Here is a 23,762-nt window from a genome sequence, read left to right as displayed (position 1 = left end):
CGCCCCGCGCGTTCGGTTTTATTCGGATGACTGGACCGAATGTCAGATGTTCTGCACCGAAAGCGGTCCAGGACCTCTGAGGAAGCAATGGGACTGCTGTCCGAAGCCGCTTGGGCTGCAGATATGCGCGGCGTTTCCGAAATAGGGATTGACGCTCACGCTGGTAATCGGGGCAGGAACTGTTCTTGTCTGCGCAACTCGATTTGGTTTCAAGTTGACCAAGGCAGCGCTGCCGCTCTGCGACGCGCCGAATGCGGTCGGTTGTCCGAGATTGAAATATTGGCAGCCGGAAACCGCTAGAACCGTGCCGAAAATCAAGGAACTATAAAAAATTTTGCTTGAAACGAAAAAAAATTTGCCAGTTGAATGCGCGGTTTGTTTCTCGTGAGCCATGAGTATCAAAAATCCTCTTAGGCGTATCGGGCCCCTTGTATCCGAATCGCTGGCTAGCAACCCACCCTGTGCACATTATGGCAAACTTGGTTAATTTAGCGATAGCTGTTTGACGGGTGGTTGGATTTTAATTGCTCGGCGGGAGTGCCGAAGGGGCGCGGGTGGGCCATTCACATCCGCCGGTTGTCAGGAGGAATGGCTGAAGATCGTCGCGCTCGCGATAAACGCAAGGCCTGCGAAGCTGCAGGCCATGCGTTCGGTTTCAAGCATATGCCGTGGCGGAGTTCACTCTCCGCCCATCTCCTTCTTGAACTGGGCGAGATCGACCTGCATGCCGTTGAAGATGGTGCTCCAGTGGCGGGTCAAGGCGGCCATGGCGACGGCCTCCTGGATCTCTTCGTCGGTGGCGCCGGCGCGTTTTGCATTCTCGGTGTCCGACCAGATGCAGTAGCTGCAGGGGATTTGCGCCGCGACAGCGAGCGAGATCAGCGACTTCACCTTAGGCGACAGCGCAGTCTTATCGCTGAGTTCGATGGCCTTGACCTCGGCCCACGCGCCGGGCAGACCGGCTTTCGGGAACTGTTTCAGGAAGCCGGGCACGCCGCCTATGGTCGATTGGATGTCCTTGATGGCGGCGTCGTAGTCGTCGGCGCTGGCGGGGGCCGCGCTCAAGGTCGCGGTGAGCGCGATGGCGGCGAGCAGAGATGCGGAACGCAGGCAGGAATGCACATTTGAGACGATGCGAAAGACTACCACGATGTTCTCCTCTGGTTTTTGTTGGCCTTACGGTGTAAGGTGAAGTGGAAAATGAACCTTACAGCGTAAGTTGTCAAGCGGCGCCATGGACTCACCAAGCAAAAAAATACGAACCCGCGGAAAGCTGTCCCGCGAGATGATTGAGGACGCCGCCTTCGAGGTGATCGAAGGGGAAGGGCTATCCGGCTTTTCGATGCGCAAGCTCGCCGCCAGGCTCGGCTGCGAGGCGATGAGCATCTACCATCACTTCCCCTCGCAGGCTCATCTCTACGAGGCGCTGGTCGACCGCCAGATGAGCGGGCTCGTGATCCCCGACCGCAACCTGCCCTGGCGCGAGCGGGCTCGCATCGGCATGCAGGAGTTCCGGCGTGTGGCGACCGAGCATCCGGCATTCGCGCCGTTCATCGTGGTCTACCGGATGAACTCGCCGCCCTGCCTTGCCAAGCTGAATGCGATCATCGGCCTGTTCGAGGATGGCGGTTTCGGACCGGAGCTCAGCGCCCGCCTGTTCCGCGCCGCCGGCTACTATCTGATGGGCGCGATCCTCGATGAGACCGCCGGCTACGCCAAGGGGCCTTCGGCGGTCACCACCGTCAACGACGAGGATCTGGCGCGCGACTATCCCAGCGTCGTGGCCGCCGGCGCCTATTTTGGCGCAGCCGGCTTCGACAAGACTTTTGAGCTTGGCCTGGAGATGTTTCTGGACGAGATGGAGCGGGTCCACGAAGCCGCCGGAAGCGAAACCGCGCAAGGTAGCGGCGATCGCGGTCGGACGAAGAAATAACCAGGACTTTCGATGCGCTTCCTCTCGGTACTTATTCTCATCGCCGGCGCTGCCATCGGCGTCTTCTATCCTTGGGCGATGAGCAATTTCTCCGGCCACGCGATCGGCACTTATCGCGTCTATGAAGGCGGCCGCTTCCGGCCGGCGACGGTGCGGCTCGCGGCCAGCGACGCACCGGTCCGGGTGCTGGTCGACCTCACCGCGCGGGCTGAACGCGTAGCTTCGCAGCAGCGCACGGTGTTGACGCTGACCGCGGCAAGCGGCGGCCGCACCGCGCTCGCTTCGACGCTCTCCTTCAACCACACCGACAATCCGCGCCAGGTGAGCCCGCAACTGCCCGACAAGATCTTTCGCGACGAGGCTGGTGTGATCGAAACCATCACGTCGGGACCTTACGTCTTCACCATCGGTCCCGGCGATGCCGACGGCATCGACATGCGCGTCGTCGATCTGATCTTGCGCGCAGGAACCGGCTCGATCGACGAACGGGCGCGGCCGGCCGGCTATGCGCTGATGGGCGTCGGCCTGGTCGGGCTGGTGCTCTCTCTGGTCTTCGGGCGTGGTGGCAAGCCGCCGCAGAATCCCAACTTGCAGCCGCCACCGCCGCGCTGGGGTCGCGGCGGTTCGCAGAGGTGAGGGCGGCATGAATTATCGCCACGCCTATCACGCCGGCAATTTCGCCGACGTCGTCAAGCACACCGTGCTCTGCCGCCTGGTCGAATATCTCAAGCAGAAGGACAAGGCCTTCCGCGTCATCGACACCCACGCCGGCATCGGCCGCTACGACCTGGCCTCGGTGGAGGCCGGTAAGACCGGAGAGTGGCAGGGCGGCGTCGGCCGGCTGTTCGAGGCCACGCTCGAGCCTCAAGCGGCGACGCTCCTTCAGCCCTATCTGCAAGCGGTGCGCGCCGAAAATCCCGACGGCGGCCTCCGCCGCTATCCCGGCTCGCCGCTGGTCGTCAGGCGCCTCCTGCGCAAGCAGGACCGGCTGACGGCGATCGAATTGCACCAAGAGGACGCTGCGCGGCTCAAAGCCGTCTTTGCCGGCGATTTCCAGACGAGGGTGATCGAGCTCGATGGCTGGCTGGCGCTTGGCTCGCATCTGCCGCCGAAGGAGAAGCGCGGCCTGGTCCTCGTCGACCCGCCCTTCGAGGAGGAGGGCGAGTTTTCGCGTCTGGTCGAGAACCTGCGGCGGGCGCATCGCCGCTGGCCGGGCGGCATCTACGCGCTCTGGTACCCGATCAAGGACCGCAAGGCGGTCGCCGCCTTCCGCGCGGCGCTGCAGGAGACGGGCATTCCGAAACTGCTCGATATCGGCTTCGAGATCCGGCCGGCCTCGAGCGAGCCCAGCCTCGACGGCAGCGGCCTGGTGGTGGTCAACCCGCCCTTCACGCTGGAAGGCGAATTGCGGGTGTTGTTGCCGGCCTTGCATAGGGTACTTGCCGTCGAGCAGCCCTCGCGTTGGACGGTCGATTGGCTGGCCGGCGAATAAACCGCGGCCGCGCGAAGATTAAAGCTATGCCAGCGCCCTCGGTGTGATGCCGGTCAGCCGCCGGCTCTCGCGTATCAGATGCGCCTGGTCGGCATAGCCGGCCTCGATCGCCAGGACCGCGGTCGAGGCGTCGCCAGTCTTCTCGCGCAGGCGCCGGTAGCGGTGAAAGCGCAGGATGCGGTCGAGCGTCTTCGGGCCATAGCCGAAGGCGTCCTTGAAGCGGCGTCGCAGCGTCCGTTCGCTCAAATGCAGATGGCGCTGCAGGAACGGAACCAGCGGCGTTTCCGGCGGCAAGCCCTCATCGATGACGTCGAAGGCTCTGCCCATCAGCGGATCGAACGCATCGCGCCCTTCTGTATGCGCGCCGACGACATTTTCCAGTTGCCGCACCATGGCGGCTAGGTCGGGCGCGGCCCTGACGCGGTCCAACAGCTCTCGGACCCGCGTGCCCCATATCTCGCCGAGGTCGAGCCGCCCGCCGACGATCTCGCCGGCCGGCACCCCGAGCCAGCCGGCGGAAGCTCCCGGTCGGAAGCGGAAGCCGACGATCACCGACCCGGCCGGCGGCCTCTCGATCTGCGGCTCCTTGTCCGGTCCGGCGATGCGGAACCGGCCGTCGATCCATTGCAGGTCGATGGTCGCGTCCGGCGTGATGACGATCGGCGGGACGTCCTGCTCAGCCATGCGATGGACCCAGACGGCGGAAAAGGCGCTGGCCAGGCCCGCGGCGGCGGGCCGTTCCCGAAAGAAGCCGGTGGACTGGGCCAGTACCGCTTCCATGCTTTCTCCGATCTGCTCCGGCGGCGGATCGACGCGTCGGCCATTTTGGCCGAAATCTTCAATGCCGGCCGCTTCATCCGTGGCAAAACGAGTGCAACTTCACGGCGCTTCAGGCGCTTCCGTCAGACCGCATTCGTTCCCCGGACGTGGTCACGAATATAGAAAGGAGTGAGAGAAATGAAAGCTCGCATCACCGTCCTCACGCTTGGCGTCGACGATCTCGAAGCATCGCTCAAATTCTACCGCGACGGCCTGGGCCTGCCGACCGAAGGCATCATCGGCCGCGAGTTCGAGCACGGCGCCGTCGCCTTTTTCGAGCTTGCCGGCGGCTTGAAGTTCGCCATCTTCGAGCGATCGAGCATCGCCCACGACGCCACGGTGCCGCAAAGCGGCCGCAGCCCGACCGAACTCACCATCGGCCACAATGTGGCGAGCGAAGCCGAGGTCGATGCGGCGATGACCGAGGCTGTCAAGGCCGGCGCGCGCGTGGTCAAGCCGGCGCAGAAAACCTTCTGGGGCGGCTATGCCGGCTATTTCCAGGACCCGGACGATCATCTTTGGGAAGTCGTCTACAACCCCGCTTTCATCCCCAAGGATTGAGCAAAAAGCTCGCAGGAGAGCGACATGCCCATCGATACCATCCAGGCGATAGGCGCGCTTCTCATCGGCGGCGTGTTCGTCTTCGCCGGCATCGAGCACTTCCTGAAATTCAAAGCGATGCGCGACTATCTGGCGAGCCGGAAATTTCCGGCTCCCACCCTCATGCTGGCCGCCGGCTCGGCGCTCGAGATCGTCGCCGGCCTGATGCTCGCGCTGGGCATCGCGGTGCCTTTCGCCGCCGGCGCGCTCATCGTGTTCACGCTGGCGACCAACGTCATGCTGCTGCGCTTCTGGGCCTCCGAGGAGCAGGAGCGGCAGGTGCTGCGCAATGCCTTCCTTATCAACCTGGCCGTCATCGGCGGATTGCTGGTGTCTGGAACGGTCTGACACCGGGCGGCATCCGGAACGAGCTTTTGAGAAACCATTGCCTTCACAACCGCTTGACCGCCGCCAAGCGAATCCGCACAGTGCGCGCAACCGACCTTGAGAGGCTGTCATGACCCGCTTCGCTCATTCCGCCCTTGCCGCGCTGATTTCCCTTTTTACGCCCCTTGGTTTCAGCCAGGCGGCGCACGCCGCCGACCTTTCCGTCTATACCGAGGATGACGGCAGCGTCTGCGGCGAAAGCTGGGTGCTGAGCAAGATCACCGACCGCTTCACCTACCAGGTGCATCACGTTCCGCACCTTCCCGATGTCGCGATCACCGATTTTCACAACATCCACCAGCACCGCTACTTGCCGGCGAGCGACGAATGGCCGATCGGCCGCCGCTATTGCGGCGCCACCGTCAGCCTGTCCGATGGCCGCGACCGCACCATCTGGTACCTGATCGAGGAAGGCCAGGGCTTTGCCTCGATCGGTGACAATGTGGAGTTCTGCGTCTCGGGCTTCGACCGCTGGATGGTCTATAACGGCCGCTGCCGCGTTCTGCGGTAATATTTTTCTGGCCGGCAGACAGTTGAAGTAGGCGCTCTACGGCGCCCCCCTCTGGCCTGCCGGCATCTCCCCACGAGGGGAGATTAGCAGCTTCGCCGGACCCGCCTTCCTTCCGACGTTCGAGATTGGCGAAAGCCCGCGTGACATCTGATCTCCCCCCTTGTGGGGGAGATGCCCGGCAGGGCAGAGGGGGGCGCTGTCCCGCCGACCTATCCTTCGTTCTTGCTCTCAAACGTCTCCGCCAGCGGCCCGCGCAAGCAGCAGGGCGCGCTCCCTCTCATTGCCTGTCAGTTCGGCGGCGCGGTGGAATTCGGCCATGGCTTCCTCTGTTCGTCCGAGCTTTTCCAAGAGATCGCCGCGCACCGTCGGCAACAGATGCGAGTCCCTGAGCCGCGGCTCGTCTTGCAGCGCGTCGGCGACGGCGAGGCCCTGGGCCGGACCGAACGCCATGCCGACCGCCACCGCGCGGTTGACTTCGACGATGGGCGAGGGCGCCGCCAGCGCAAGGGCCTGGTAATAGGCGGCGATCGCGATCCAGTCGGTGTCGGCCATGCTAACCGCTCGGCCATGGCAGGCGGCGATCATCGCCTGCAGCAGATAAGGGCCGGGTGTCGGCGTGAGCGCCATCGCGCGATTGAGGCCGTCGAGACCGCGCCGGATCAGCGACCAGTTCCAGCGGCTGCGGTCCTGGTCGAGCAAAAGGATCGGATTGCCCGCTCTGTCGGTGCGGGCGGCAAAGCGCGAGGCGTTGAACTCCATCAAGGCGACCAACCCGAGCGCCTCCGGCTCTTCCGGCATCAGCGCCGCCAGCGAGCGGCCGAGGCGTAACGCCTCGCTGCAGAGATCGGCGCGCAGCCAGTCCAAGCCCGCCGAGGCCACATAGCCTTCGTTGAAGATCAGGTAGACCACTTCCAACACGGCGGCGAGACGCTCGCGCCGTTCTTCTCCGCGCGGTGTCTCGAACGCAATGCCGGCATCGCGCAGCGCCCGCTTGGCGCGCACGATGCGCTGGGCGACGGTGGTTTCGGGCACTAGGAAGGCGCGGGCGATCTCCGGCGTCGACAGCCCGCCCAACATTCGCAGGGCAAGCGCCGCGCGCTGCTCGGCCGGCAGCAGCGGATGGCAGGCGGTGAAGATCAGCCGCAACAGGTCGTCGTCGATGTCCTCGTCGAGCGCCGCCTCGATGTCGGGCACCTCGCGCTCCAACTCGGAGAGGTCGATCGCGAGCTCGCGGTGCTTGCCGTCGAGCATCACGGTGCGGCGCAGCCGGTCGAGCGCCCGGTTGGTGGCGACCCGCGTCAGCCAGGCGGCCGGGTTGCGCGGGATGCCGTCCCGCGGCCAGCGCTCCAGCGCCTGCAGGAAGGCATCCTGCACCACCTCCTCGGCCAGCCCGACATCGCGCAGATAGCGAGTGAGCCTGGCGGCGAGCTTCGGCTGCTCGATCCGCCAGACTGCTTCGACGGTTGCGGTCAACCCTTCAGCCCGCTGAAGCCTTCGGCCGCCTTCTGGACGTCCTCGGGGAAATCGCTCATTTCCTGGACGCGGCGGATCTCGATGACGTCATTTTCCCCGGCGGGGCAGCGGCGCGCCCATTCGATGGCCTCCTCGCGCGAGCGCACGTCGATCATCCAGTAGCCGCCGAGCACTTCCTTGACCTCCGCGAAGGGGCCGTCGGTGACGGCCGGCTTGCCGCCCTTGAAGCTGACCCGCGCGCCCGCGGACGGCGGATGTAGCCCGTCGAGCGCGAGCAGCACGCCGGCTCGCTTCAGCGCCTCATTGTATTTCATCATCTCCTCCACCGCCTTGGCGCTGGGCATTACGTCAGGAGCCGCGGTTGCATAGCCGCCGGGGATCATCAGCATCATGAAGCGCATGGGTATCTTCCTTTCGGTTGGGTTGCTTCGATCCTACGACGAGCGAGGCCCGGTGGAATCGACGGCGCCGCGAAAAATTAAGGCCGATCCGCCGCTGATGCGAAGGGCACCTGGGTCAGCCTCGGCACCTCAGGCTCCGACGCGGATGCAGCGAGCCCCTGAATTGACAAATAGGAAAGCCTCCTAAAAGAGACAGACCTGTCTCATCACGGTGATGGCATGACGTCCTCATCATTGTCGCGCAAACGCCAGCATGTCGTCGATACCGCCTATTCGCTGTTCAAGCGTGACGGCTTCCATGCCACCGGCGTCGACCGCATCATCGCCGAGGCTGGCATCGCATGCGCGCCCGCAAGCCGTTCTTCTGACGGACGGCGGCCTTGAACACCGGATGGTCGGGATCGCCGAACTCGGCGAGCGCGTGCGCGAACAGGCAGCCGTGGAAATCCGCATCGCGAAACCAGCGTTCGTGCCAGTCCAGGATCGTCGCGATCTTCGCCGCCGCCGTGTCCACCGTCGCCGCCAGCCGGTCGAGCTGGCGTTCGAAACGCGCCGCGCGATGCTCCAGCACCGCGACGATCAACTGGTCCTTCGCTGGGAAATGGCGGTACATCGTCGTCTTGGCGCTTTATCCTGGAAAGGAGCTGCCGCCGGAGCGGGCCGAGGAAGCCGCGGCGGCGTTGCTGATGCTGATCGAGGGCGCGACGCTGATGGCCCAGATGGGAGAGGCGGCCACCGCCATCGCCAACGCCCGCAGGGCGGCTTCCGCCATCCTCGCCGGCGCGCGGGTGCCGAAATGAACGCGACCGTCGTCGGGCTCGCGCTGTTCGCGGCCATCCTGCATGCCAGCTGGAACGCCTTTCTGCGGACCGGAGCCGATCGGCTATGGACGATTACCGTCATGAGCTTTTCGAGCGCTGCCGCGGCCGTTCCATTGGCGCTTTTCCATTCGCTGCCGGCGGCAGCCGCCTGGCCTTATGTCGTGCTCTCGGCCAGCCTTCAGGTTGGCTACAGCGTATTCCTGGTCGCCGCCTACCGCTATGGCGAACTGGGGCAGGTCTATCCGATCGTGCGCGGCAGCGTACCGCTGCTGGTCGCGCTTGGCGGCTTCCTGCTCGCCGGTCAGCAACTGACCACGCCGGAGCTCGTCGGCGTCGCGCTAGTCGCCTGCGGCATCATGGGCCTGTCGCTCGGGCGCGGCAGGGCCTCAGCGACGTCGATCCTCTACGCGCTCGCCACCGGCGCGATCATCGCGGCTTACGCGACCGTCGATGCCATCGGCGTGCGAGCCGCCGGCAACAGCGTCGCCTATACCGCCTGGGTGCTGCTGATCTATAGCGTCTTGCTATCAGCGACCTTTCTTGCTCTGCGCGGCAGGCTCGATGTCGACCTTCGCGCACCCGAAGCCTGGAAGGCATTGGGCGGCGGGCTGTTGGCGCTCCTGGCCTATGGCGCGGTGCTCGCTGCCTTCGCGCTGGGACCGGCGGGGCCGATCGCCGCGCTGCGCGAGACCAGCGTCGTCTTCGCTGCCTTCATCGGCCGGTTCTTCCTCGGCGAAGCGTTGACACCCCGACGTATCGGAGCCTGCGCCGTCGTTGCGCTCGGCGCGATCTGCCTCGGCTATCAGTCGTGACGGCGTCGGCTGCGGGATCGTGCCATCATCAAGTCCGCGCGCCCTGGCCGGAAAGATAGGCACAGATCAGCTCGCCGAGTTGCTTGTGCAGTTCCGGCGCATCGAGCATGTTGCGGCGCGCCGCATTGTGGATCACGCCCTCGACGGCGGAGGAGAGCACCCGCGCCACGGTCTCGGTGTCCTTCAGGCGCCGGCGATATTGCGCGACGGCCGCCGCATAATGCTCGAGGTAGCGGGCCTGGAACGAGGCGTGCGCGGCGCGCGAGCCGCGGTCGCCCGGCGCCTCGTCGAGCAGCACCTGATGCAGCGTCGGGTGGATGCTGTGCGCGGCGATCATGCCGCGCACCAGCTCGCGCGCGAACTGCCTGAGCGGCTTCTTCTCGGCCGCGGCTTCGCGGATGACCGACAGCACATGGTCGAAGTGGCGGCGCCGGATCGCATCGATCAGAGCGAGCTTGTCGGGGAAATACTGATAGAGCGAGCCGATGCTCACGCCCGCGGCCTCGGCCACCTTGTTGGTGCTGAAGCCCGCCCAGCCGATCTCGCTCAGAACGCGAGCACCTGCTTCAATGATCGCCTCGACGGTGGCGACCGAGCGCGCCTGGCGCGGCTCCTTGCGCATGCGTGGAGCTGGCTTTGCGATGCGAGTAGACATCCGGACCGGGTCTCCCGAGAATATAAGCAAGATACTCACATTTATCTCGACTGCAAACGGAGCCCAAAGATGAGTGCCGCGACGCTGCTGCGCAGCCTGCTCGCCTACCAGACCTGGGCCAATGACGAGCTCTTGGAAAAACTCGCCGGTCGTCTCGACCCGCGCCGCAATGGGGTGGAACACCGCGCCGCGTTGAGGCTGATGAACCACATCCATGTCGTGTCGCGGATATTTGCCGCGCACCTCACGGGCGTTGCGCACGGCTATGCGAGCGACAACACCGAGGAGACGCCGGAGCCGGCTGAGCTGCGCGCCGCCATGGCGGAAAGCGACCGCTGGTATCTCGACTATCTCGAAACCGTTTCGGAGCAACAGCTTGCGGAACCGGTCGCCTTTACTTTCACCGACGGCGACAAGGGTTGCATGACCAGGCAGGAGATGCTGACCCATGTCGTCCTGCACGGCAGCTATCACCGCGGTGAGATCGGCCGGATGCTTGCCGCTATCGCGGTCACGCCGCCTTGGGACACCTATGCCGTCCATCTGCATCAGGTGGAGCCTTCGCGTCGCCTCCACTGCGAGCCAGGGCCGCTCGATGCTTGATGCGACGGTTACAAGAATGCGAGCAATAAGCTCATTTTCGAGCCGACAAAATTTGTCACGGCTCTGGCTCGGTTCTGTTGCAACCTGACCTGTAGATCTTTGTGCTGGACAAGATGAAACCGTCCTCGCACAACTTCTTCTACATTATGAGCAGTGCGCTCACATTCAACTCTCTGCCCAGCGCGAACATGTCTGGATGATCGGGCGATAGAGAGCGTCGGGAATGCTCGTGGATGCAGTTTCACTTCGACAGACAAAGATTCGCTGTCGTTTTTTGCGTCATTACCCTTGTCAGCGCGCCTTGCGTAACCAAAATTCAATAACTGAAAATCATTGTGTTGCTTCGCTGGCTAGATAGCCGCGAGTCAGATATGCATGAGCACGCCGGGTCACTCACGACCATCGGCAAAACGCAAGGGGCATCGCATGGCAAAGACGACAACCAAGGCGCCGGCGGCGAAAGCGCCGGCAAAGAAGCCGGCAGCTAAGGCTGCCACGAAACCTGCAGTGAAGAAGGCAGCAGCACCCAAGGCAGCCGCCAAGGCTCCGGCCAAGGCCGCGGCAAAACCCGCCGCCAAGAAGCCGGCCGCCAAGGTCGCGACGAAGCCCGCCGCCAAGGCAGTAGCCAAGGCTCCGGCCAAGAAGCCGGCCGCCAAGCCTGCCGCCAAGCCTGCCGCGAAGGCAGCGGCAAAGCCCGCCGCCAAGGCTCCGATGAAAGCCGCCGCCGCCAAGTCGACGGCAGCTGTGAAGAAAGCGCCGGCAAAGAAGGCGCCTGCCAAGAAGTAATCGCGTAGCTTCGCGCGCGAACCGACAGGTGAGGGCGGGTGCCATTGAGGTGCCCCTCTCGCCAGTTCGGCGTGATGGCGGGCGAGGTTGGGGCGCACGCTCCTGAAGCTCCTGGAATTTTGCCATCCGGCAAACTTCCGGGAGCTTTTTTGTTGCGGCGGCAAGAGCAGATCGACACGATCGTTCCGATTGCCGGGCGAGGTTCCTGTTTTCGCTGCGCCACGTCGAATCCGCGACAACCAAAGGAAGAGGCGATTGCTCATGGCTCTGGAGCTTGCAGTTCGTCGGGCTAGCGACGACGAGGCGGACGCGGTGAGCCGGGTGATCGTGGCCGCTCTGCGGGAAACCAACGCCAGGGATTACGCGCCGGACATCATTGCCCGTGTGGAACAAAGCTTCAGCCCGTCGGCGATGCTGCAGTTCTTCAGGAAACGTCAGGTCGTCGTCGCCATCGTCGGCAACCAGGTCGTAGGAACCGCGAGTCTGGACGGAGCGACGGTCCGCTCCGTGTTCGTCGATCCTGCATTTCAAAGCCGTGGCATCGGCAGGCGGCTGATGGCGGAGGTTGAGGAAGCAGCGTGGGCCGACGGCGTGAAAGTCCTGACGGTGCCTTCCTCGGTCACCGCCGAACCGTTTTATTCCAAGCTCGGTTTTCGAGCGGTCCGCGACAGCTTCCATGGCGACGAACGAACCATCATCATGGAGCGATCCCTGAGGTAGCGGCAGCGGGACGTGCCTGCTTGGCCAAGCTTCTGTCGGGCTGGCGGCAAGGTTTGGCGGTGCTGGCCTTTGCCGTGGCTAGGGCATTCGGTCAACAGTGCGCGCACACAACTGGGAAACCGTTCATGCCGAAGCTGCTCTACGCCTCTACGTCACCCTACAGCTCGAAGGTCCGCATGGCGGCCGCCTATGCCGGCATCGCCGTCGACCTCGTGCCGGTCAAGACCGAGGACAAGCCGTCTGAGCTGATATCGGCCAATCCGCTGGGCAAGATCCCGGTGCTGGTGCTGGAGGACGGCCGCTCGATCCACGACAGCCGTGCCATCACCCAGCATCTCAACCGGCTGTCGAAGAATGCGCTCTTCCCGCGCAATCCGGACAAGCGGCTCGAGGCCGAAGTGCTGGAGGCGCTGGCCGACGGCATCTGCGACTGCGCGCTGTCGATGGTCTATGAAAGGCGCACGCGCCCTGACACCATGGTCTATCAGCCCTGGCTCGACCGTCAGTGGGCGAAGATCACCACCGCGCTCGACCTTCTCAACGCCAATCCGCCGAAACTGCCGAAGAAGATCACCGCCGGCCAGATGGCGTTGCGCGCCGCCCTCGGCTATCTCGCACTGCGCTTCGGCGGGCAGTGGGAGAAGGGCCGCGGCCGGCTGACCCGTTGGGCCGCCCGCTTCGACGAGAAGTTTCCGGAGCTGAAGGGATGCGTGCCGGGGTGAAGGCGCCTCTTCCTTCTCCCCTTGTGGGAGAAGGTGGATCGGCGCGCTAGCGCCGAGACGGATGAGGGGTGTTGGCCGGAGTGAGGCATCGGCGAACCTGACATCGCGGCGGAATGCTGACGAAGGTATGTGTCAAGCTGGAGCACCCCTCATCCGTCCGAGCTTCGCTCGGCCACCTTCTCCCACAAGGCGAGAAGGGGAGGCGGGCTTGAACCGCCACCCGCTTCCGTGCTTGCCTGTCTCCCGCAGTCGCGGAGGCTGTGAGCATGGCGAAGTCAGTCACCAAAACCAGCGCCGTCGACTCCATGGTCGAGCGCCTGCGCGCGGCGCTTGGCTCGCGCGCCTTCACGGAACAAAAAATGTTCGGCGGCACCTGCTTCATGATCAACGGCAACATGCTGATCGGCACCTCGAAGCGAGGCTTGCTGGTGCGCGTCGGCAAGGAGGCGCATGGCGAGGCCGCCGCCCGTCCGCACGCGCGGCCGATGGAAATGGGCGGGCGCTCGATGGAAGGCTATGTCCATGTCGCGCCGGAGGGCACCGCGACGGATGCCGATCTCCGGGGCTGGCTCGACCGCGCGCTGGCTTTCGTCGAGACTTTGCCGCCGAAGGTCAAATCCGCCAAGGTCGCAAAGAAGCGCGCGTAAGCCGCTGGCTCACCACTTTCTGGACCGTGATATGTCAGTATTTGTTGAACTGGCTTGAGGAACGCACGGCCAGGGGGGAAGCAATGGTACTCGATGGACATTGCATGTGCGGGGCCGTGACCTGGACCTATTCGGGCGATGTCACCCGCAACCTGGTCTGTAACTGTGCCGACTGTCAGCGGGCGACATCCGCTCCCTTCACGGCCTTCCTGGGCATGAGGCCGGAGCAACTGAGATGGACCGGTGACATCAGACACTATGAAAGCAGCCCGAACGCGTTTCGCGGGTTCTGCTCATCCTGCGGCACGAGGCTCTACTTCCGCTCCGACAAATGGCCCCACGAGGTCCATGTCCATGCTGCCACGCTGACCGACCCGGACGAATACCAGCCGCACGCGCAAGTCTTCATATGCTCGCGGGCGAAATGGCTCAACCGGTTGCAGTCGATCCCGGTCCATGAGGGTTTCCAGCAGAATCCGGCGGACTAGCCTCTGCGGAGAGGTTCTGGCTAGTCGGTGGCAGTTGCCGCGTTGGCGCGAAGGCACAAAAAAAAGCCGGGCGCGAGGCCCGGCTTTTCCGTGTCGTGGCTTGGACGACTTAGAACTTCATACCGACGCCGAAGGTGACGCGGTTGTCCTTCGACTTGACGTTGCCGAGGGCGCCAAAATCCTTGTCGCCGTAGTCGGTGTAGCGGTACTCGACACGGCCGAACACATTGTCCGTAATCTTGATGTCGGTGCCGACACCGGCCGTCCAGCCGAGCATCGCCTTGCTTTCGTCGGTAGCGGTGACGCTATCCGTGATCTTCTGGTTCTTGGCGGCGAGACCGCCGGTGCCATAGAGCAGGATCTCGGGGGTCACGGAATAACCGAGACGAGCGCGCAGCGAGCCTTCGAGGCCGCCTTTGGCCTCGATGCCGGCGCTGTCGCCCTTGACGCCATTGTAGCCGATATCGGCTTCAGCGCCGTAGACGAAGTTCTCCTGCTGCCACTGATAGCCGCCGAAGACTCCGCCGATAAAGCCCTTCGTCTTCACGTTGACGCCGGCGTCGCGGGCGTCGGCATGGCCGCTGAAGCCGTAGCCGAGGCTGATACCGGCATAGGGGCCGGCCCAGGAGGCTACGGGAAGTTCGGCAACCGGGGCGGGGGCCGGCGGCTCTTCCGAAACGACGTCCGCGGCATAGGCGGTACCGCCGAGGGCGAAGAGCCCGAGCGCAACCGCCAGCGGCCGCGCAAACTTGAGATTGGCTTGCATTGTTGTTTACTCCTTAAGCCACAAGACACTAGGCTTTTTATGTTCATGAATGCCCCGGCCCGTCCGGGGGGATAAACGGGCCTGGCGCTCAACGGTTCCAAATGTCGTGCTGAAATACGGCTGAAGCGAACCTGAACTTGGGTCATTCCCTGGCGCGAATAAGGCTGAAAGGTGACGTTGCATCTCCGCAACAGCGAATGTCAGCAGGCTAATCATGTTGCGCTGCACACCGCTTGGTTCAAGGGGTCCAGCGACATATATTACACTGTGAGAAGCCCCGAATCCGGACCGGCAAGCGTGCGCACGGGCCGCTTCGCCACATTCCCGCCCCAGGTGGAAATGGCATTTAACGCTTGGCCCGTCATATTGTGCCGGCTTCCCGGAATCTTGAAAGCCGATTGAGGATTGACAACATGAATGAAGCCGCTGGCGTGGCGGTGGTGACGGGTGGAGCGAGAAGGATCGGCAAGGCGATCGTCGAGGATCTGGCCGCGCACGGCTTTGCCGTCGCCATCCACGCCAACCGTTCCGGAGCCGAGGCCGAGACACTGGCCAGCCGCATCAGAGAGAAGGGCGGCCGCGCCGCCGTGGTTGCCGCCGACCTCACCGACATGGACGCGGTCGGGGATCTCGTCGGCCGTTCCGAGGCCGCCCTTGGCCCGGTCACGCTGCTCGTCAACAATGCCTCTTTGTTCGTTGACGACCGGGTCGAGGATTTCGACTGGCAGGCCTGGGACCGCCACTTCGCCATCCATGTGAAGACGCCGGCTCTGCTGGCGCAGAATTTTGCCCGTGCCTTGCCGGAAGGCGCCGACGGACTGATCGTCAACATCATCGATCAGCGTGTCTGGCGGCCGACGCCGCGCTATTTCTCCTATGCGCTGTCGAAGTCGGCGCTGTGGACGCAGACCCAGATGCTGGCGCAGGCGCTGGGGCCCCGCATCCGCGTCAACGCCATCGGCCCCGGCCCGACGCTGAAGAACAAGCGCCAGGACGACGATGATTTCGGCAAGCAGGTCGAAGGCCTGATCCTGAAGCGCGGACCGCAATTGCCGGAATTCGGCGCCACCATCCGCTATCTCTGGGAAGCGCGCTCGGTGACCGGCCAGATGATCGCGCTCGACGGCGGCCAGCATCTTGCATGGCAGACGCCCGATGTGACAGGCATGGTGGAATGAGTCCCACAGCCAAAAGAAACGGCGCCGCCGACGATCTGCCGCCCGATGTCGACCCCGATATAGACATCGAGGACGAGGCGGCGGAGGAGATCGTCGAGCCGGAAGCCGCTCCCAGCGGTCCCGATGTCGCCTTCACCGCGATCGACTGGACGCCGCATGCCGGCGACGCCGACGGCATGGTCGGCGCCGAGGTGATCCAGACCGTCGTTAAGCGGCTGCCAAATCAGCCGGGCGTCTACCGTATGATGAACGCTGCCGGCGACGTGCTCTATGTCGGCAAGGCGCGCAGCCTGAAGAAGCGCGTCACCAACTATGCGCAAGGGCGCTTCCACACCGCGCGCATCGGCCGCATGGTGCGCGAGACAGCGACGATGGAATTCGTCGTCACCCGCACCGAGATCGAGGCGCTGCTGCTCGAGGCGAACCTCATTAAGCGGCTCAGGCCCCGCTTCAACGTCTTGATGCGGGACGACAAGTCGTTCCCTTACATCCTGCTTACCGGCGACCATGTCTCGCCCGGCATCTACAAGCATCGCGGCGCGCGCTCGCGCAAGGGCGACTATTTCGGTCCCTTCGCTTCCGCCGGCGCGGTCGGCCGCACCATCAATTCGCTGCAGCGCGCCTTCCTGCTGCGGAGCTGCACGGACTCCTTCTACGAGAACCGCACTCGGCCCTGCCTGCTCTACCAGATCAAGCGCTGCTCCGGTCCTTGCACCGGCGAGATCTCGCACCAGGGCTATGCCGAGCTGGTCGCCGAGGCGAAGGATTTTCTCTCGGGCCGCAGCCAGAAGGTGAAGACCGAGATTTCGGCCGCCATGCAGCAGGCCTCGGAAGAGCTCGATTTCGAGCGCGCCGCCATCTACCGCGATCGTCTCGCGGCGCTTTCGCATGTGCAGGCGCATCAGGGCATCAACCCGCAGACGGTCGAGGAGGCGGACGTTTTCGCCATCCACCAGGAAGGCGGCCAGACCTGCATCCAGGTCTTCTTCTTCCGCACCGGCCAGAACTGGGGCAACCGCGCCTATTTCCCCAAGGCCGATCCGGCGCTGGAGCCGGCCGAGGTGCTGGGCTCGTTCCTGGCGCAGTTCTACGATGACAAGCTGCCGGCACGGACGCTGCTTCTCTCTCAAGCCGTGCAGGAGCAGGAGCTGCTCGCCGAGGCGCTCTCCACCCGCGCCGGCCGCAGGGTAGCGATCTCGGTGCCGCAGCGCGGCGAGAAGAAAGATCTGACCGACCACGCACTGCAGAACGCCCGCGAGGCGCTCGGCCGCAGGCTGGCGGAAACCTCGACGCAGGCGCGGCTGCTCACCGGCTTTGCCGAGACCTTCGGCCTGGAAAAGCCGCCGGTGCGCATCGAGGTCTACGACAACTCGCACATCATGGGCACCAACGCGGTCGGCGCCATGGTCGTCGCCGGGCCGGAAGGTTTCGTGAAGAACCAGTACCGCAAGTTCAATATCCGCTCGACCGAGATCACTCCGGGCGACGATTTCGGCATGATGCGCGAGGTGATGGAGCGGCGCTTCTCACGGTTGCTCAGGGAGCACGGCGACACCAAATCGTCAGGCGCGGCGGTCGCGGAGGCCGAGGACGATGCGAGCGAGGACCTTGTCGAAGGCAATGGCAGCTTCCCGGCTTGGCCGGATGTCATCCTCATCGACGGCGGCCAGGGCCAGATGACGGCGGTGCGCAAGATCCTGTCCGATCTCGGCATCGAGGACCGTGTCGTCGCCATCGGCATCGCCAAGGGTCCCGACCGCGACGCCGGGCGCGAGCGCTTCTTCGTCAAGGGCAGGGACTCCTTCATGCTACCGGTGCGCGACCCTGTGCTCTATTTCGTCCAGCGCCTGCGCGACGAGGTGCACCGCTTCGCCATCGGCTCACATCGCGCCCGCCGCAAGAAGGAGATGGTCAAGAGTCCGCTCGATGAGATCGCCGGCATCGGCCCCGGCCGCAAGCGAGCGCTACTCCACCATTTCGGCACCGCCAAGGCGGTCAGCCGCGCCGCGGTCGAGGACCTGGTCAAGGTCGACGGCATTTCCGAGCATGTGGCGAAGCTGGTCTACAACCATTTTCATGACAGCTGACCATTCTTGCGCCTATTTTCAGGCGACCAATCGAATCTCGCCTGTTGACCCCCCACATTGGCTTCTGATTTGAGTACGCAGGCGGAGAAGAGTTCCCGATCAGACATGGCCCAGCGCGCTTTCAACCTGCCGAACATCCTCACCTACGCCCGCATCGTCGCGGTGCCGCTGGTGGTGCTGTGCTTTTTCCTCGAAGGCCATCTTAAGTCGTCCGACTTCGCCCGCTGGTCGGCGCTGGTCATTTTCCTGCTCGCCTCCATCACCGACTATTTCGACGGCTATTTCGCGCGCGCCTGGCAGCAGACCTCCAACATCGGCAAGATGCTGGACCCGATCGCCGACAAGCTCCTGGTCGCGACCTGCCTGCTTTTGCTTGCCGCCGATACCGACCGCCACGCAGGCATCGCCGGCTGGTCGCTCTGGGCGGCGATCATCATCCTGTGCCGCGAGATCCTGGTCTCGGGCCTGCGCGAATATCTGGCCGCGCTGAAAGTGTCAGTGCCGGTGACGCAGCTCGCCAAATGGAAGACCACCATCCAGATGGTCGCCATCGCCTTCCTGCTCGTCGGTCCGGCCGGCGACAAGATCTTCCCGCTGACCACCCAGATCGGCCTGGTGCTGCTGTGGATCGCGGCGCTCGTCACCCTCTACACCGGCTACGATTATTTCCGCGCCGGCCTGAAGCATATCATGGACGAGTGAGGGCAGGCGGATGTCGACGAAACTCATTTATTTCGCCTGGGTGCGCGAGCGGATCGGCAAGCCGGAAGAGGATGTCGAGCTGCCGGCCGGCATCGAGACGGTCGCCGACCTTTTGCGCTGGCTGAAGTCGCGCGGCGCGGAATACGAAAACGCGCTGCAATATCCGGACGTCATCCGCGTCGCCATCAACCAGGAACATGTTGGCCATCGCGAAAAAATCGCGGGCGCGAGGGAGATCGCGCTGTTTCCGCCGATGACCGGGGGCTGAGATGGCGGACGCCGTCGTGCCGGCCATCCGCGTCCAGCGCGAGGATTTCGACGTCGCCGCCGAGATCGCCGCCCTGACGAAGGGCCGCGCCGACATCGGCGCCGTAGTCACCTTCTCCGGCCTCTGCCGCGACGAGGAGGGCGCGCTCGCGGCCCTCGAACTCGAGCATTATCCCGGCATGGCCGAGGCTGAGATCGGCCGCATCGCCGCCGAGGCGACCGAGCGCTGGCCATTGCAGGGACTCGCCGTCATCCACCGCCATGGCAAGATCGCGCCCGGCGAGAACATCGTGCTGGTTGCGGCCGCCTCCGCGCACCGGCAGGCGGCCTTCGAGGCGGCGAATTTCCTGATGGACTACCTGAAGTCGCGCGCCCCCTTCTGGAAGAAGGAGCATCGCGCCGACGGCTCCGAGGGCGGCTGGGTCGAGGCCAAGGAGGCCGACGACGAGGCAGCCGACCGCTGGAAGGCATCAGACCGGTAAATTCCGGTCGTGGTCATTGATTGACCGCAATCCTTCCCGAGCTTGCAAATCGGTTTGATTTGCTTGGCGGAGCAGGGTCATGCTGGACAGGATAGCGGAATTCTTCATCTTCGGCCTGGTGCCGCTGGTGGTCGGCGTGCTTGCCGTGCCGGAGCTCACCAGTGCCGCCGAAAAGACGATTGCCGGCGAAGTGACCTATCGCGAGCGCATTGCGCTGCCGCCCAATGCCGTGCTTTCGGTCGAGCTCGCCGACGTCTCGCTGGCCGACGCGCCGGCGACGATCATCGGCCAGCACAAGATCGTGCCGGCCGGCCAGGTGCCGATCAAGTTCGAGATCGGCTTCGATCCCAAGGCGGTTCTGCCCGGCAGGACCTATGCGCTGCAGGCCCGCATCACCGTCGACGGCCGGCTGCTGTTCATCACCGACACGCGCCATCAGGTCGATCCGCTGGATGGCAAGCCGCAAATCCTCGTGCTGAAGATGGCCGCGCCCGCCACCGAACCAGATACCGCGGCGCTCTACGGCCAAAGCTGGCTCATAGAGTATATCGACGGCATCGGTGTCATCGCCGAACCGCAGGCGACGTTCCGCGTCAGCGAAGCCGGCAAGGCGGGCGGCAAGGGACCTTGCAACAGCTACTTTGCTACCGCCAAGGTCGATGGCGACAAGATCGCCATCGGCGACATCGGCTCGACCAAGATGGCCTGCGCGCCGGATGTGATGGCGCAGGAGAAGGCGCTGTTCGACGCGCTCGGCAAGGCGGCGTCATACCATGTCGACGCCGGCAAGCTCCTCATCGCCGACAAGGACGACCGCGTGATCCTGCGCTTCAACGCCGCGAGCTGAGGTCGCGACGGACGCTTGAGGCGCCTGCGCGAAGGATCGCGACGCAGCATCTCGCGTCGGCACCGGGAATAATCCGCACCGCAGAGGCGTTGACTTTCCCATAAGGCGGGCAGGCAAAAGGGACGATGTCCCTTCACTGAAGCCGCCAGACCGAATGCGCGGCTCGATCTGGCCACTCAAAGGAGACCAGATATGAAAACACACGCGCTCATCCTTGCCGCCGCCGGTGTATCGCTGATTGCCTTCGCCGGCTTTGCCAGGGCGGACGATCATCTGTTCAATGCCACCGAGCATGGCCTCAGCCTCGACAGCCAGCCCTACCAGACCAACAAGGCGGGCCATAGCGGCGACCTCGCGCCCGGGCAGGGCAGTCCGTTCACCGGCGAGGAGACCAAGACGCCGGCCACGGACACCGACGCGGCGAACGATCATGCGAATGTGAAAGAGCGCCAAGCGAAGTAACATCGGCCCGCCGCGAGGGGCGGCGGGTTTCGCTTTCATGCGCTGAGGAGACTGCTGGGCGAGCTGTGGGACACACCGCTCATCCACTGAAACTGCAGCGCTAACGCGTGTGGAAACGGATTCAGGCGACGCGCTTTAAGTCTTTGTTTTGATGCATGTCGTTCCCCCAAAAACCGCTGCGCACTTTTGGGCGACATGCATTAGCGGGGAGCGGTTCCGGGCGTCGAGCAGTCGAACGTCAGGGTCCCCGGTCTAGCATAGGAAGCGAGCCTGGGCCGCGCGGGCTGGCCGGCGATCTCGAGAAGCAGCTTTCGGCGGATCGCGACTTCGAACATGGCGAGATCGTTGATTCCGATCACGAATGCGTCCGGCCCGCCTATCACGCAATGCTCGTAGTAGAGCGAGAGATACTGCCCGCCAAAGGATTGAAAGCCGTTGGCGCCGCCATACGGCAGCGATACCGGCAGACCGTTGATGGTGATACCCAGGCCTGTCAGCATATCCCGCATCGGCCCGACCGGCGGACCGGCATTGTTCGGGCCATCGCCCGATATGTCGATCACTCGGCGCTCAGCCGCCGCTTGGCTGTGCGCCAAAAGGCCGGCCGCCGCCAGGAGCCCGCCGGAAATCGACGTGCCGGCCTCCGCGACAATCGGCTTCGTGGCGAGGGTGTCGGCGAAGCGCTTGGCTTCCTCCGGACTGCCGACGATTGTCCACGGCATGAGGACGGTCTGATGCCTCGGCCCAGCCCATTCAAGGTAAGAAACCGCGATCGCACCGTTCGCGCCCGATCCAATCGCCTTTGCGATGTCGGGGTGGCGGAATGCGCTGACATAACCGTCGCGTTGAACCCGCTGCTCGGCGAGACTCATCGAGGAAGAGACGTCGACGGCGAGGACCAGTTCGAGGTCGACGCCCGGTTTTCGGAGCCCGCCGGCTGCTATTGGCGAGCAGGGGCTGCTGGCGAGGAGCGCCAGTGCCAAGAGACATGATGGTCCTGCCGGCCCCGATCTCTCGGGCGGGGCGCGTCTATTCTTCCAGCCAAGCATTGCTGCCATCCGACGTGGCGCGGCGTCTTGCGGTTTCGGCAATCCAAAAAGGAAATCTGCGCTGGTAGACGAAAGCGCGCTTCACCCGAACGGGTGAGGGGCATCAGTCAGGGTCTTGAAGGCACTCGCAAGCGCGACAGCAGCGCCGCGAGCTCGGCCTGGCGATGCGTTCCCGTTTTGACGAGGATGGCCCTGAGCTGGGTTCGGGCGGTTTCGCGGCCGACCGCCAATCGCTCGCTCGCCGCCGCGATCCCGTCGCCAGTGGCGAGGCTGGAAGCCAGTCGCGCTTCAGCCGCGGTCAGTTGGAAAGCATGCCGGAGCAACGATGCCGGCGGCGCCCATTCGCTGACAAGATCAGTGAAGCAGAGCAGAAAGTCGCCCCCGTTGAACAGATCGCGCACGAATGACGTCATCGGCACGACCTCGGCCAGCAGCCAGAACGATCCGTTACGGGTGACGACAGCCGGCTCGGTCTGGAACGCTTCGTCACGCGCGCTCGAAACGGCCGCGCCAATCATGCGCTGCAGGCGGGAATCGCTCTCCCGGTCGGCTGCATGGATGCAGCTGTGGCGGATCATCAGGCCGGACCCGAACAGGGCATCTGCATGGCCGTTGGAGCGCGTCACGCGGCCGCGGCAGTCGAGCAGCGTCGCAGCGCAATTAAACTGGTCGAGCACGGCCAGTGCCGGGTCGAGCGAAACATGCCAGATCTTCTCGGCCAGACTGATGATGCGGGCCAGGTCCGGCGCCACGCGCAGGAACTGATCGGCCTCGGACATGTCAAAAGGACACCCCTTTTTGGCATCGCGGTACATCGACAGCACCCATTTGCGTCGCTTGACCGGGAAAACTACGGCGGCCCACAACTCGCGATGCCCCGGACGGGCTATCTCCTGATAATAGGGCAGGAGCCTTCTTTCCTCCGGCGTGGAGATTTCGTCTTCGACGGTGAAGTAGGGCGCCGGTTTCGGCAGCCGCGGCTCCCTTTCCGGATGCGGGTCGGGCGCGTCTCGGGCGTTCTCGACCCAGAGCTCCGTGAATTCAGCGTGTTCCAGTGAGTCCGGCGTTGGTCTGGTTCGCTTGCGTTGATCGCTGCGGAACGGATGCGTGTTATCGTGAGTGCGGATAGCGCAACTCGTCACGCCCAGGGAATCGGCCAGGTTTTGCAAGGCCCGCGGCCACCGCCCGAATTCGAAGACGGCGTCGTAGCAATCCTCGATCGCGGACGCGATTCCCCGGTTGGCAGCCATTCGAACTGACCTTCGTGATGGATGGGCTAACGCCCTTCCATATTAGCACAAGCTTGCAGATGCGAAAAATCACAAGCAAACAAGGCGATGAAGCGATGGCCGGAATCAAACTGCGAGCCTTCTCGTGAGCGTGTGGCGAGGCGAGTCCTTGGTAACTCCGTTGCGAATTCATGGCATTGCCGTTTCGATCCGCCCGCCAATTCCCTCCAGCCGATTGACCGGAATTTTGGAAGAACCTAATTTGCCGATGCCAAAATGGGGATGGGGTTCCCCCGAAACCGCCCTTTGGGCTGATGACTCCTGCCAGGCGTGCATTCGCGCGGCAGGATTTGTTTTTTCTGCTCGCATCATGCCTCCTTGGTGACGCGATTCCCGCGACGGGGTCGCATTTGGAAAGGCATGAAGCGATGACCCTTGCGGCCTGCGCCTTGGTCCTGATCGGCGGTTTCCTCGGCGGCATTTCCCGCTTCTTCCTGTCGGGCCTTGTCGGCCGCAGCGTCGGCGAGACTTTTCCCTGGGGCACGCTCGTGATCAATGTCACTGGCGCGCTGGCTATCGGCGCGTTCGCCGGCGCGGCGCGGGCGGTCGGCGGCTTCTTTTCCGCCGAACTCGTGCGTGACCTGATCGTGGTCGGCCTGTTCGGCGGCTACACCACGGTTTCGTCCTTCTGCCTGCAGACGCTGAACCTGGCGCTCGACGGCGAGCGGCGGCTCGCCGTCTTCAACACCGTCGCCTCGGCGGCGCTCTGCGTGCTTGCCGTCACGCTCGGCTTTTGGGCTGTCGTGCGGATGGCAGGGTAGGG

General features: G+C 64.2%; 32 protein-coding genes, 1 pseudogene and 1 riboswitch. Of the genes and pseudogenes, 23 read left to right on the top strand and 10 right to left on the bottom strand.

Annotation, left to right across the window (positions count from 1 at the left end):
* Positions 1-42 precede the first annotated feature (42 nt).
* Complete coding sequence (locus RFM40_RS08555) at positions 43-393, bottom strand: hypothetical protein (RefSeq protein WP_320277386.1); 351 nt, start codon at positions 391-393, stop codon at positions 43-45.
* Positions 394-678: 285 nt separating this feature from the next.
* Positions 679-1,149, bottom strand: a complete 471-nt coding sequence (locus tag RFM40_RS08550; RefSeq protein WP_320277385.1) for a carboxymuconolactone decarboxylase family protein — start codon at positions 1,147-1,149, stop codon at positions 679-681.
* Positions 1,150-1,285: 136 nt separating this feature from the next.
* Between RFM40_RS08550 and RFM40_RS08545 the strand changes: the two genes are divergently transcribed.
* Genes RFM40_RS08545 through RFM40_RS08535 form a run of 3 tightly spaced genes read left to right on the top strand, consistent with a single transcriptional unit; the run spans position 1,286 to position 3,425 of the window.
* On the top strand, positions 1,286-1,933 hold the full coding sequence (locus RFM40_RS08545) for a TetR/AcrR family transcriptional regulator (protein ID WP_320228817.1): 648 nt from the start codon (positions 1,286-1,288) through the stop codon (positions 1,931-1,933).
* Positions 1,934-1,945: 12 nt separating this feature from the next.
* Positions 1,946-2,569 carry a hypothetical protein gene (locus tag RFM40_RS08540; RefSeq protein ID WP_320228818.1) on the top strand — a complete coding sequence of 208 codons (624 nt, stop codon included), beginning with the start codon at positions 1,946-1,948 and terminating at the stop codon, positions 2,567-2,569.
* Between the two features lie 7 nt (positions 2,570-2,576).
* A complete protein-coding gene (locus RFM40_RS08535; RefSeq protein WP_320277384.1) occupies positions 2,577-3,425 on the top strand; it encodes a 23S rRNA (adenine(2030)-N(6))-methyltransferase RlmJ in 849 nt (282 codons plus the stop codon).
* 24 nt (positions 3,426-3,449) lie between these two features.
* Here the strand turns inward: RFM40_RS08535 and RFM40_RS08530 are convergent, their stop codons facing one another.
* A complete protein-coding gene (locus RFM40_RS08530) occupies positions 3,450-4,205 on the bottom strand; it encodes an AraC family transcriptional regulator (RefSeq protein WP_320277383.1) in 756 nt (251 codons plus the stop codon).
* 177 nt (positions 4,206-4,382) lie between these two features.
* On the opposite strand from RFM40_RS08530, the gene RFM40_RS08525 reads away from it, so the two are divergent.
* From RFM40_RS08525 to RFM40_RS08515, 3 genes are all read left to right on the top strand, one after another.
* Positions 4,383-4,805 carry a VOC family protein gene (locus RFM40_RS08525; RefSeq protein WP_320228821.1) on the top strand — a complete coding sequence of 141 codons (423 nt, stop codon included), beginning with the start codon at positions 4,383-4,385 and terminating at the stop codon, positions 4,803-4,805.
* A 24-nt stretch (positions 4,806-4,829) separates the two neighbouring features.
* Entirely contained in the window at positions 4,830-5,192 is a 363-nt protein-coding gene (locus RFM40_RS08520) for a DoxX family protein (RefSeq protein WP_320277382.1), read from the top strand.
* Between the two features lie 109 nt (positions 5,193-5,301).
* Positions 5,302-5,742, top strand: a complete 441-nt coding sequence (locus tag RFM40_RS08515) for a hypothetical protein (protein WP_320228823.1) — start codon at positions 5,302-5,304, stop codon at positions 5,740-5,742.
* A gap of 228 nt (positions 5,743-5,970) precedes the next feature.
* Here RFM40_RS08515 and RFM40_RS08510 read toward each other — a convergent pair whose 3' ends face one another.
* The gene (locus RFM40_RS08510; protein WP_320277381.1) at positions 5,971-7,215 is read right to left on the bottom strand and encodes an RNA polymerase sigma factor; all 1,245 of its coding nucleotides are present in this window, start codon (positions 7,213-7,215) and stop codon (positions 5,971-5,973) included.
* Positions 7,212-7,616, bottom strand: coding sequence for a YciI family protein (locus tag RFM40_RS08505; protein ID WP_320228825.1), 405 nt, complete (start codon positions 7,614-7,616; stop codon positions 7,212-7,214). The genes RFM40_RS08510 and RFM40_RS08505 overlap by 4 nt, the downstream gene beginning before the upstream one ends.
* A gap of 219 nt (positions 7,617-7,835) precedes the next feature.
* On the opposite strand from RFM40_RS08505, the gene RFM40_RS08500 reads away from it, so the two are divergent.
* Positions 7,836-8,000, top strand: a complete 165-nt coding sequence (locus RFM40_RS08500) for a TetR/AcrR family transcriptional regulator (protein WP_430691651.1) — start codon at positions 7,836-7,838, stop codon at positions 7,998-8,000.
* On the opposite strand, the pseudogene RFM40_RS08495 reads toward RFM40_RS08500, so the two are convergent.
* Positions 7,954-8,241 (bottom strand): annotated as a pseudogene (locus RFM40_RS08495) (TetR/AcrR family transcriptional regulator); the annotation flags it as partial. The gene RFM40_RS08500 and the pseudogene RFM40_RS08495 overlap by 47 nt on opposite strands.
* Here RFM40_RS08495 and RFM40_RS08490 point away from each other — a divergent pair.
* Positions 8,237-8,416: a hypothetical protein gene (locus RFM40_RS08490; protein WP_320228827.1), complete on the top strand. Its 180-nt coding sequence runs from the start codon at positions 8,237-8,239 to the stop codon at positions 8,414-8,416. The pseudogene RFM40_RS08495 and the gene RFM40_RS08490 overlap by 5 nt on opposite strands.
* The gene (locus RFM40_RS08485) at positions 8,413-9,249 is read left to right on the top strand and encodes a DMT family transporter (RefSeq protein WP_320228828.1); all 837 of its coding nucleotides are present in this window, start codon (positions 8,413-8,415) and stop codon (positions 9,247-9,249) included. Before RFM40_RS08490 ends, RFM40_RS08485 begins: the two co-directional genes overlap by 4 nt.
* A gap of 28 nt (positions 9,250-9,277) precedes the next feature.
* Here the strand turns inward: RFM40_RS08485 and RFM40_RS08480 are convergent, their stop codons facing one another.
* Entirely contained in the window at positions 9,278-9,904 is a 627-nt protein-coding gene (locus RFM40_RS08480) for a TetR/AcrR family transcriptional regulator (protein WP_320228829.1), read from the bottom strand.
* A 69-nt stretch (positions 9,905-9,973) separates the two neighbouring features.
* Between RFM40_RS08480 and RFM40_RS08475 the strand changes: the two genes are divergently transcribed.
* The 6 genes from RFM40_RS08475 (at position 9,974) to RFM40_RS08450 (ending at position 13,870) form a co-directional block, all read left to right on the top strand.
* Complete coding sequence (locus RFM40_RS08475; protein WP_320228830.1) at positions 9,974-10,507, top strand: DinB family protein; 534 nt, start codon at positions 9,974-9,976, stop codon at positions 10,505-10,507.
* Positions 10,508-10,933: 426 nt separating this feature from the next.
* On the top strand, positions 10,934-11,293 hold the full coding sequence (locus RFM40_RS08470; protein ID WP_320228831.1) for a hypothetical protein: 360 nt from the start codon (positions 10,934-10,936) through the stop codon (positions 11,291-11,293).
* Positions 11,294-11,554: 261 nt separating this feature from the next.
* Entirely contained in the window at positions 11,555-12,013 is a 459-nt protein-coding gene (locus tag RFM40_RS08465; protein WP_320228832.1) for a GNAT family N-acetyltransferase, read from the top strand.
* Between the two features lie 125 nt (positions 12,014-12,138).
* Positions 12,139-12,735: a glutathione S-transferase gene (locus RFM40_RS08460; RefSeq protein WP_320228833.1), complete on the top strand. Its 597-nt coding sequence runs from the start codon at positions 12,139-12,141 to the stop codon at positions 12,733-12,735.
* A gap of 266 nt (positions 12,736-13,001) precedes the next feature.
* Entirely contained in the window at positions 13,002-13,382 is a 381-nt protein-coding gene (locus RFM40_RS08455; RefSeq protein WP_320228834.1) for a TfoX/Sxy family protein, read from the top strand.
* Positions 13,383-13,465: 83 nt separating this feature from the next.
* Positions 13,466-13,870, top strand: coding sequence for a GFA family protein (locus tag RFM40_RS08450; RefSeq protein ID WP_488259956.1), 405 nt, complete (start codon positions 13,466-13,468; stop codon positions 13,868-13,870).
* Positions 13,871-13,979: 109 nt separating this feature from the next.
* Here the strand turns inward: RFM40_RS08450 and RFM40_RS08445 are convergent, their stop codons facing one another.
* Positions 13,980-14,636 (bottom strand): outer membrane protein, encoded by a 657-nt coding sequence (locus tag RFM40_RS08445; RefSeq protein ID WP_320228836.1) that lies wholly within the window; start codon positions 14,634-14,636, stop codon positions 13,980-13,982.
* Between the two features lie 413 nt (positions 14,637-15,049).
* On the opposite strand from RFM40_RS08445, the gene RFM40_RS08440 reads away from it, so the two are divergent.
* From RFM40_RS08440 to RFM40_RS08410, 7 genes are all read left to right on the top strand, one after another.
* Positions 15,050-15,814, top strand: a complete 765-nt coding sequence (locus RFM40_RS08440) for an SDR family oxidoreductase (RefSeq protein ID WP_320277378.1) — start codon at positions 15,050-15,052, stop codon at positions 15,812-15,814.
* Positions 15,811-17,901 (top strand): excinuclease ABC subunit UvrC, encoded by a 2,091-nt coding sequence (uvrC, locus tag RFM40_RS08435; RefSeq protein WP_320277377.1) that lies wholly within the window; start codon positions 15,811-15,813, stop codon positions 17,899-17,901. Before RFM40_RS08440 ends, uvrC begins: the two co-directional genes overlap by 4 nt.
* Positions 17,902-18,006: 105 nt before the next feature.
* Entirely contained in the window at positions 18,007-18,603 is a 597-nt protein-coding gene (pgsA, locus tag RFM40_RS08430; RefSeq protein WP_126095484.1) for a CDP-diacylglycerol--glycerol-3-phosphate 3-phosphatidyltransferase, read from the top strand.
* A gap of 10 nt (positions 18,604-18,613) precedes the next feature.
* Positions 18,614-18,871, top strand: coding sequence for a molybdopterin converting factor subunit 1 (gene moaD / locus RFM40_RS08425; protein WP_126101087.1), 258 nt, complete (start codon positions 18,614-18,616; stop codon positions 18,869-18,871).
* A 1-nt stretch (position 18,872) separates the two neighbouring features.
* Positions 18,873-19,352, top strand: coding sequence for a molybdenum cofactor biosynthesis protein MoaE (locus tag RFM40_RS08420; RefSeq protein ID WP_320228839.1), 480 nt, complete (start codon positions 18,873-18,875; stop codon positions 19,350-19,352).
* Positions 19,353-19,431: 79 nt separating this feature from the next.
* Complete coding sequence (locus tag RFM40_RS08415; RefSeq protein WP_320228840.1) at positions 19,432-20,199, top strand: YbaY family lipoprotein; 768 nt, start codon at positions 19,432-19,434, stop codon at positions 20,197-20,199.
* Between the two features lie 192 nt (positions 20,200-20,391).
* A complete protein-coding gene (locus tag RFM40_RS08410; protein ID WP_320228841.1) occupies positions 20,392-20,661 on the top strand; it encodes a hypothetical protein in 270 nt (89 codons plus the stop codon).
* A gap of 200 nt (positions 20,662-20,861) precedes the next feature.
* Here the strand turns inward: RFM40_RS08410 and RFM40_RS08405 are convergent, their stop codons facing one another.
* Both RFM40_RS08405 and RFM40_RS08400 read right to left on the bottom strand, forming a co-directional pair.
* A complete protein-coding gene (locus RFM40_RS08405) occupies positions 20,862-21,644 on the bottom strand; it encodes a DUF1194 domain-containing protein (protein ID WP_320228842.1) in 783 nt (260 codons plus the stop codon).
* Positions 21,645-21,817: 173 nt separating this feature from the next.
* Complete coding sequence (locus tag RFM40_RS08400) at positions 21,818-22,960, bottom strand: helix-turn-helix transcriptional regulator (protein ID WP_320228843.1); 1,143 nt, start codon at positions 22,958-22,960, stop codon at positions 21,818-21,820.
* Positions 22,961-23,208: 248 nt separating this feature from the next.
* A riboswitch (Fluoride riboswitch) is annotated at positions 23,209-23,270 on the top strand.
* 97 nt (positions 23,271-23,367) lie between these two features.
* Between RFM40_RS08400 and crcB the strand changes: the two genes are divergently transcribed.
* Complete coding sequence (crcB, locus tag RFM40_RS08395; protein WP_320277376.1) at positions 23,368-23,760, top strand: fluoride efflux transporter CrcB; 393 nt, start codon at positions 23,368-23,370, stop codon at positions 23,758-23,760.
* Positions 23,761-23,762 lie beyond the last annotated feature (2 nt).

Source organism: Mesorhizobium captivum (assembly GCF_033977165.1).
Taxonomy (GTDB): domain Bacteria; phylum Pseudomonadota; class Alphaproteobacteria; order Rhizobiales; family Rhizobiaceae; genus Mesorhizobium; species Mesorhizobium captivum.
Note: the sequence above shows the minus strand (reverse complement) of the source record. Positions and strands in the feature narration are given on the sequence as shown.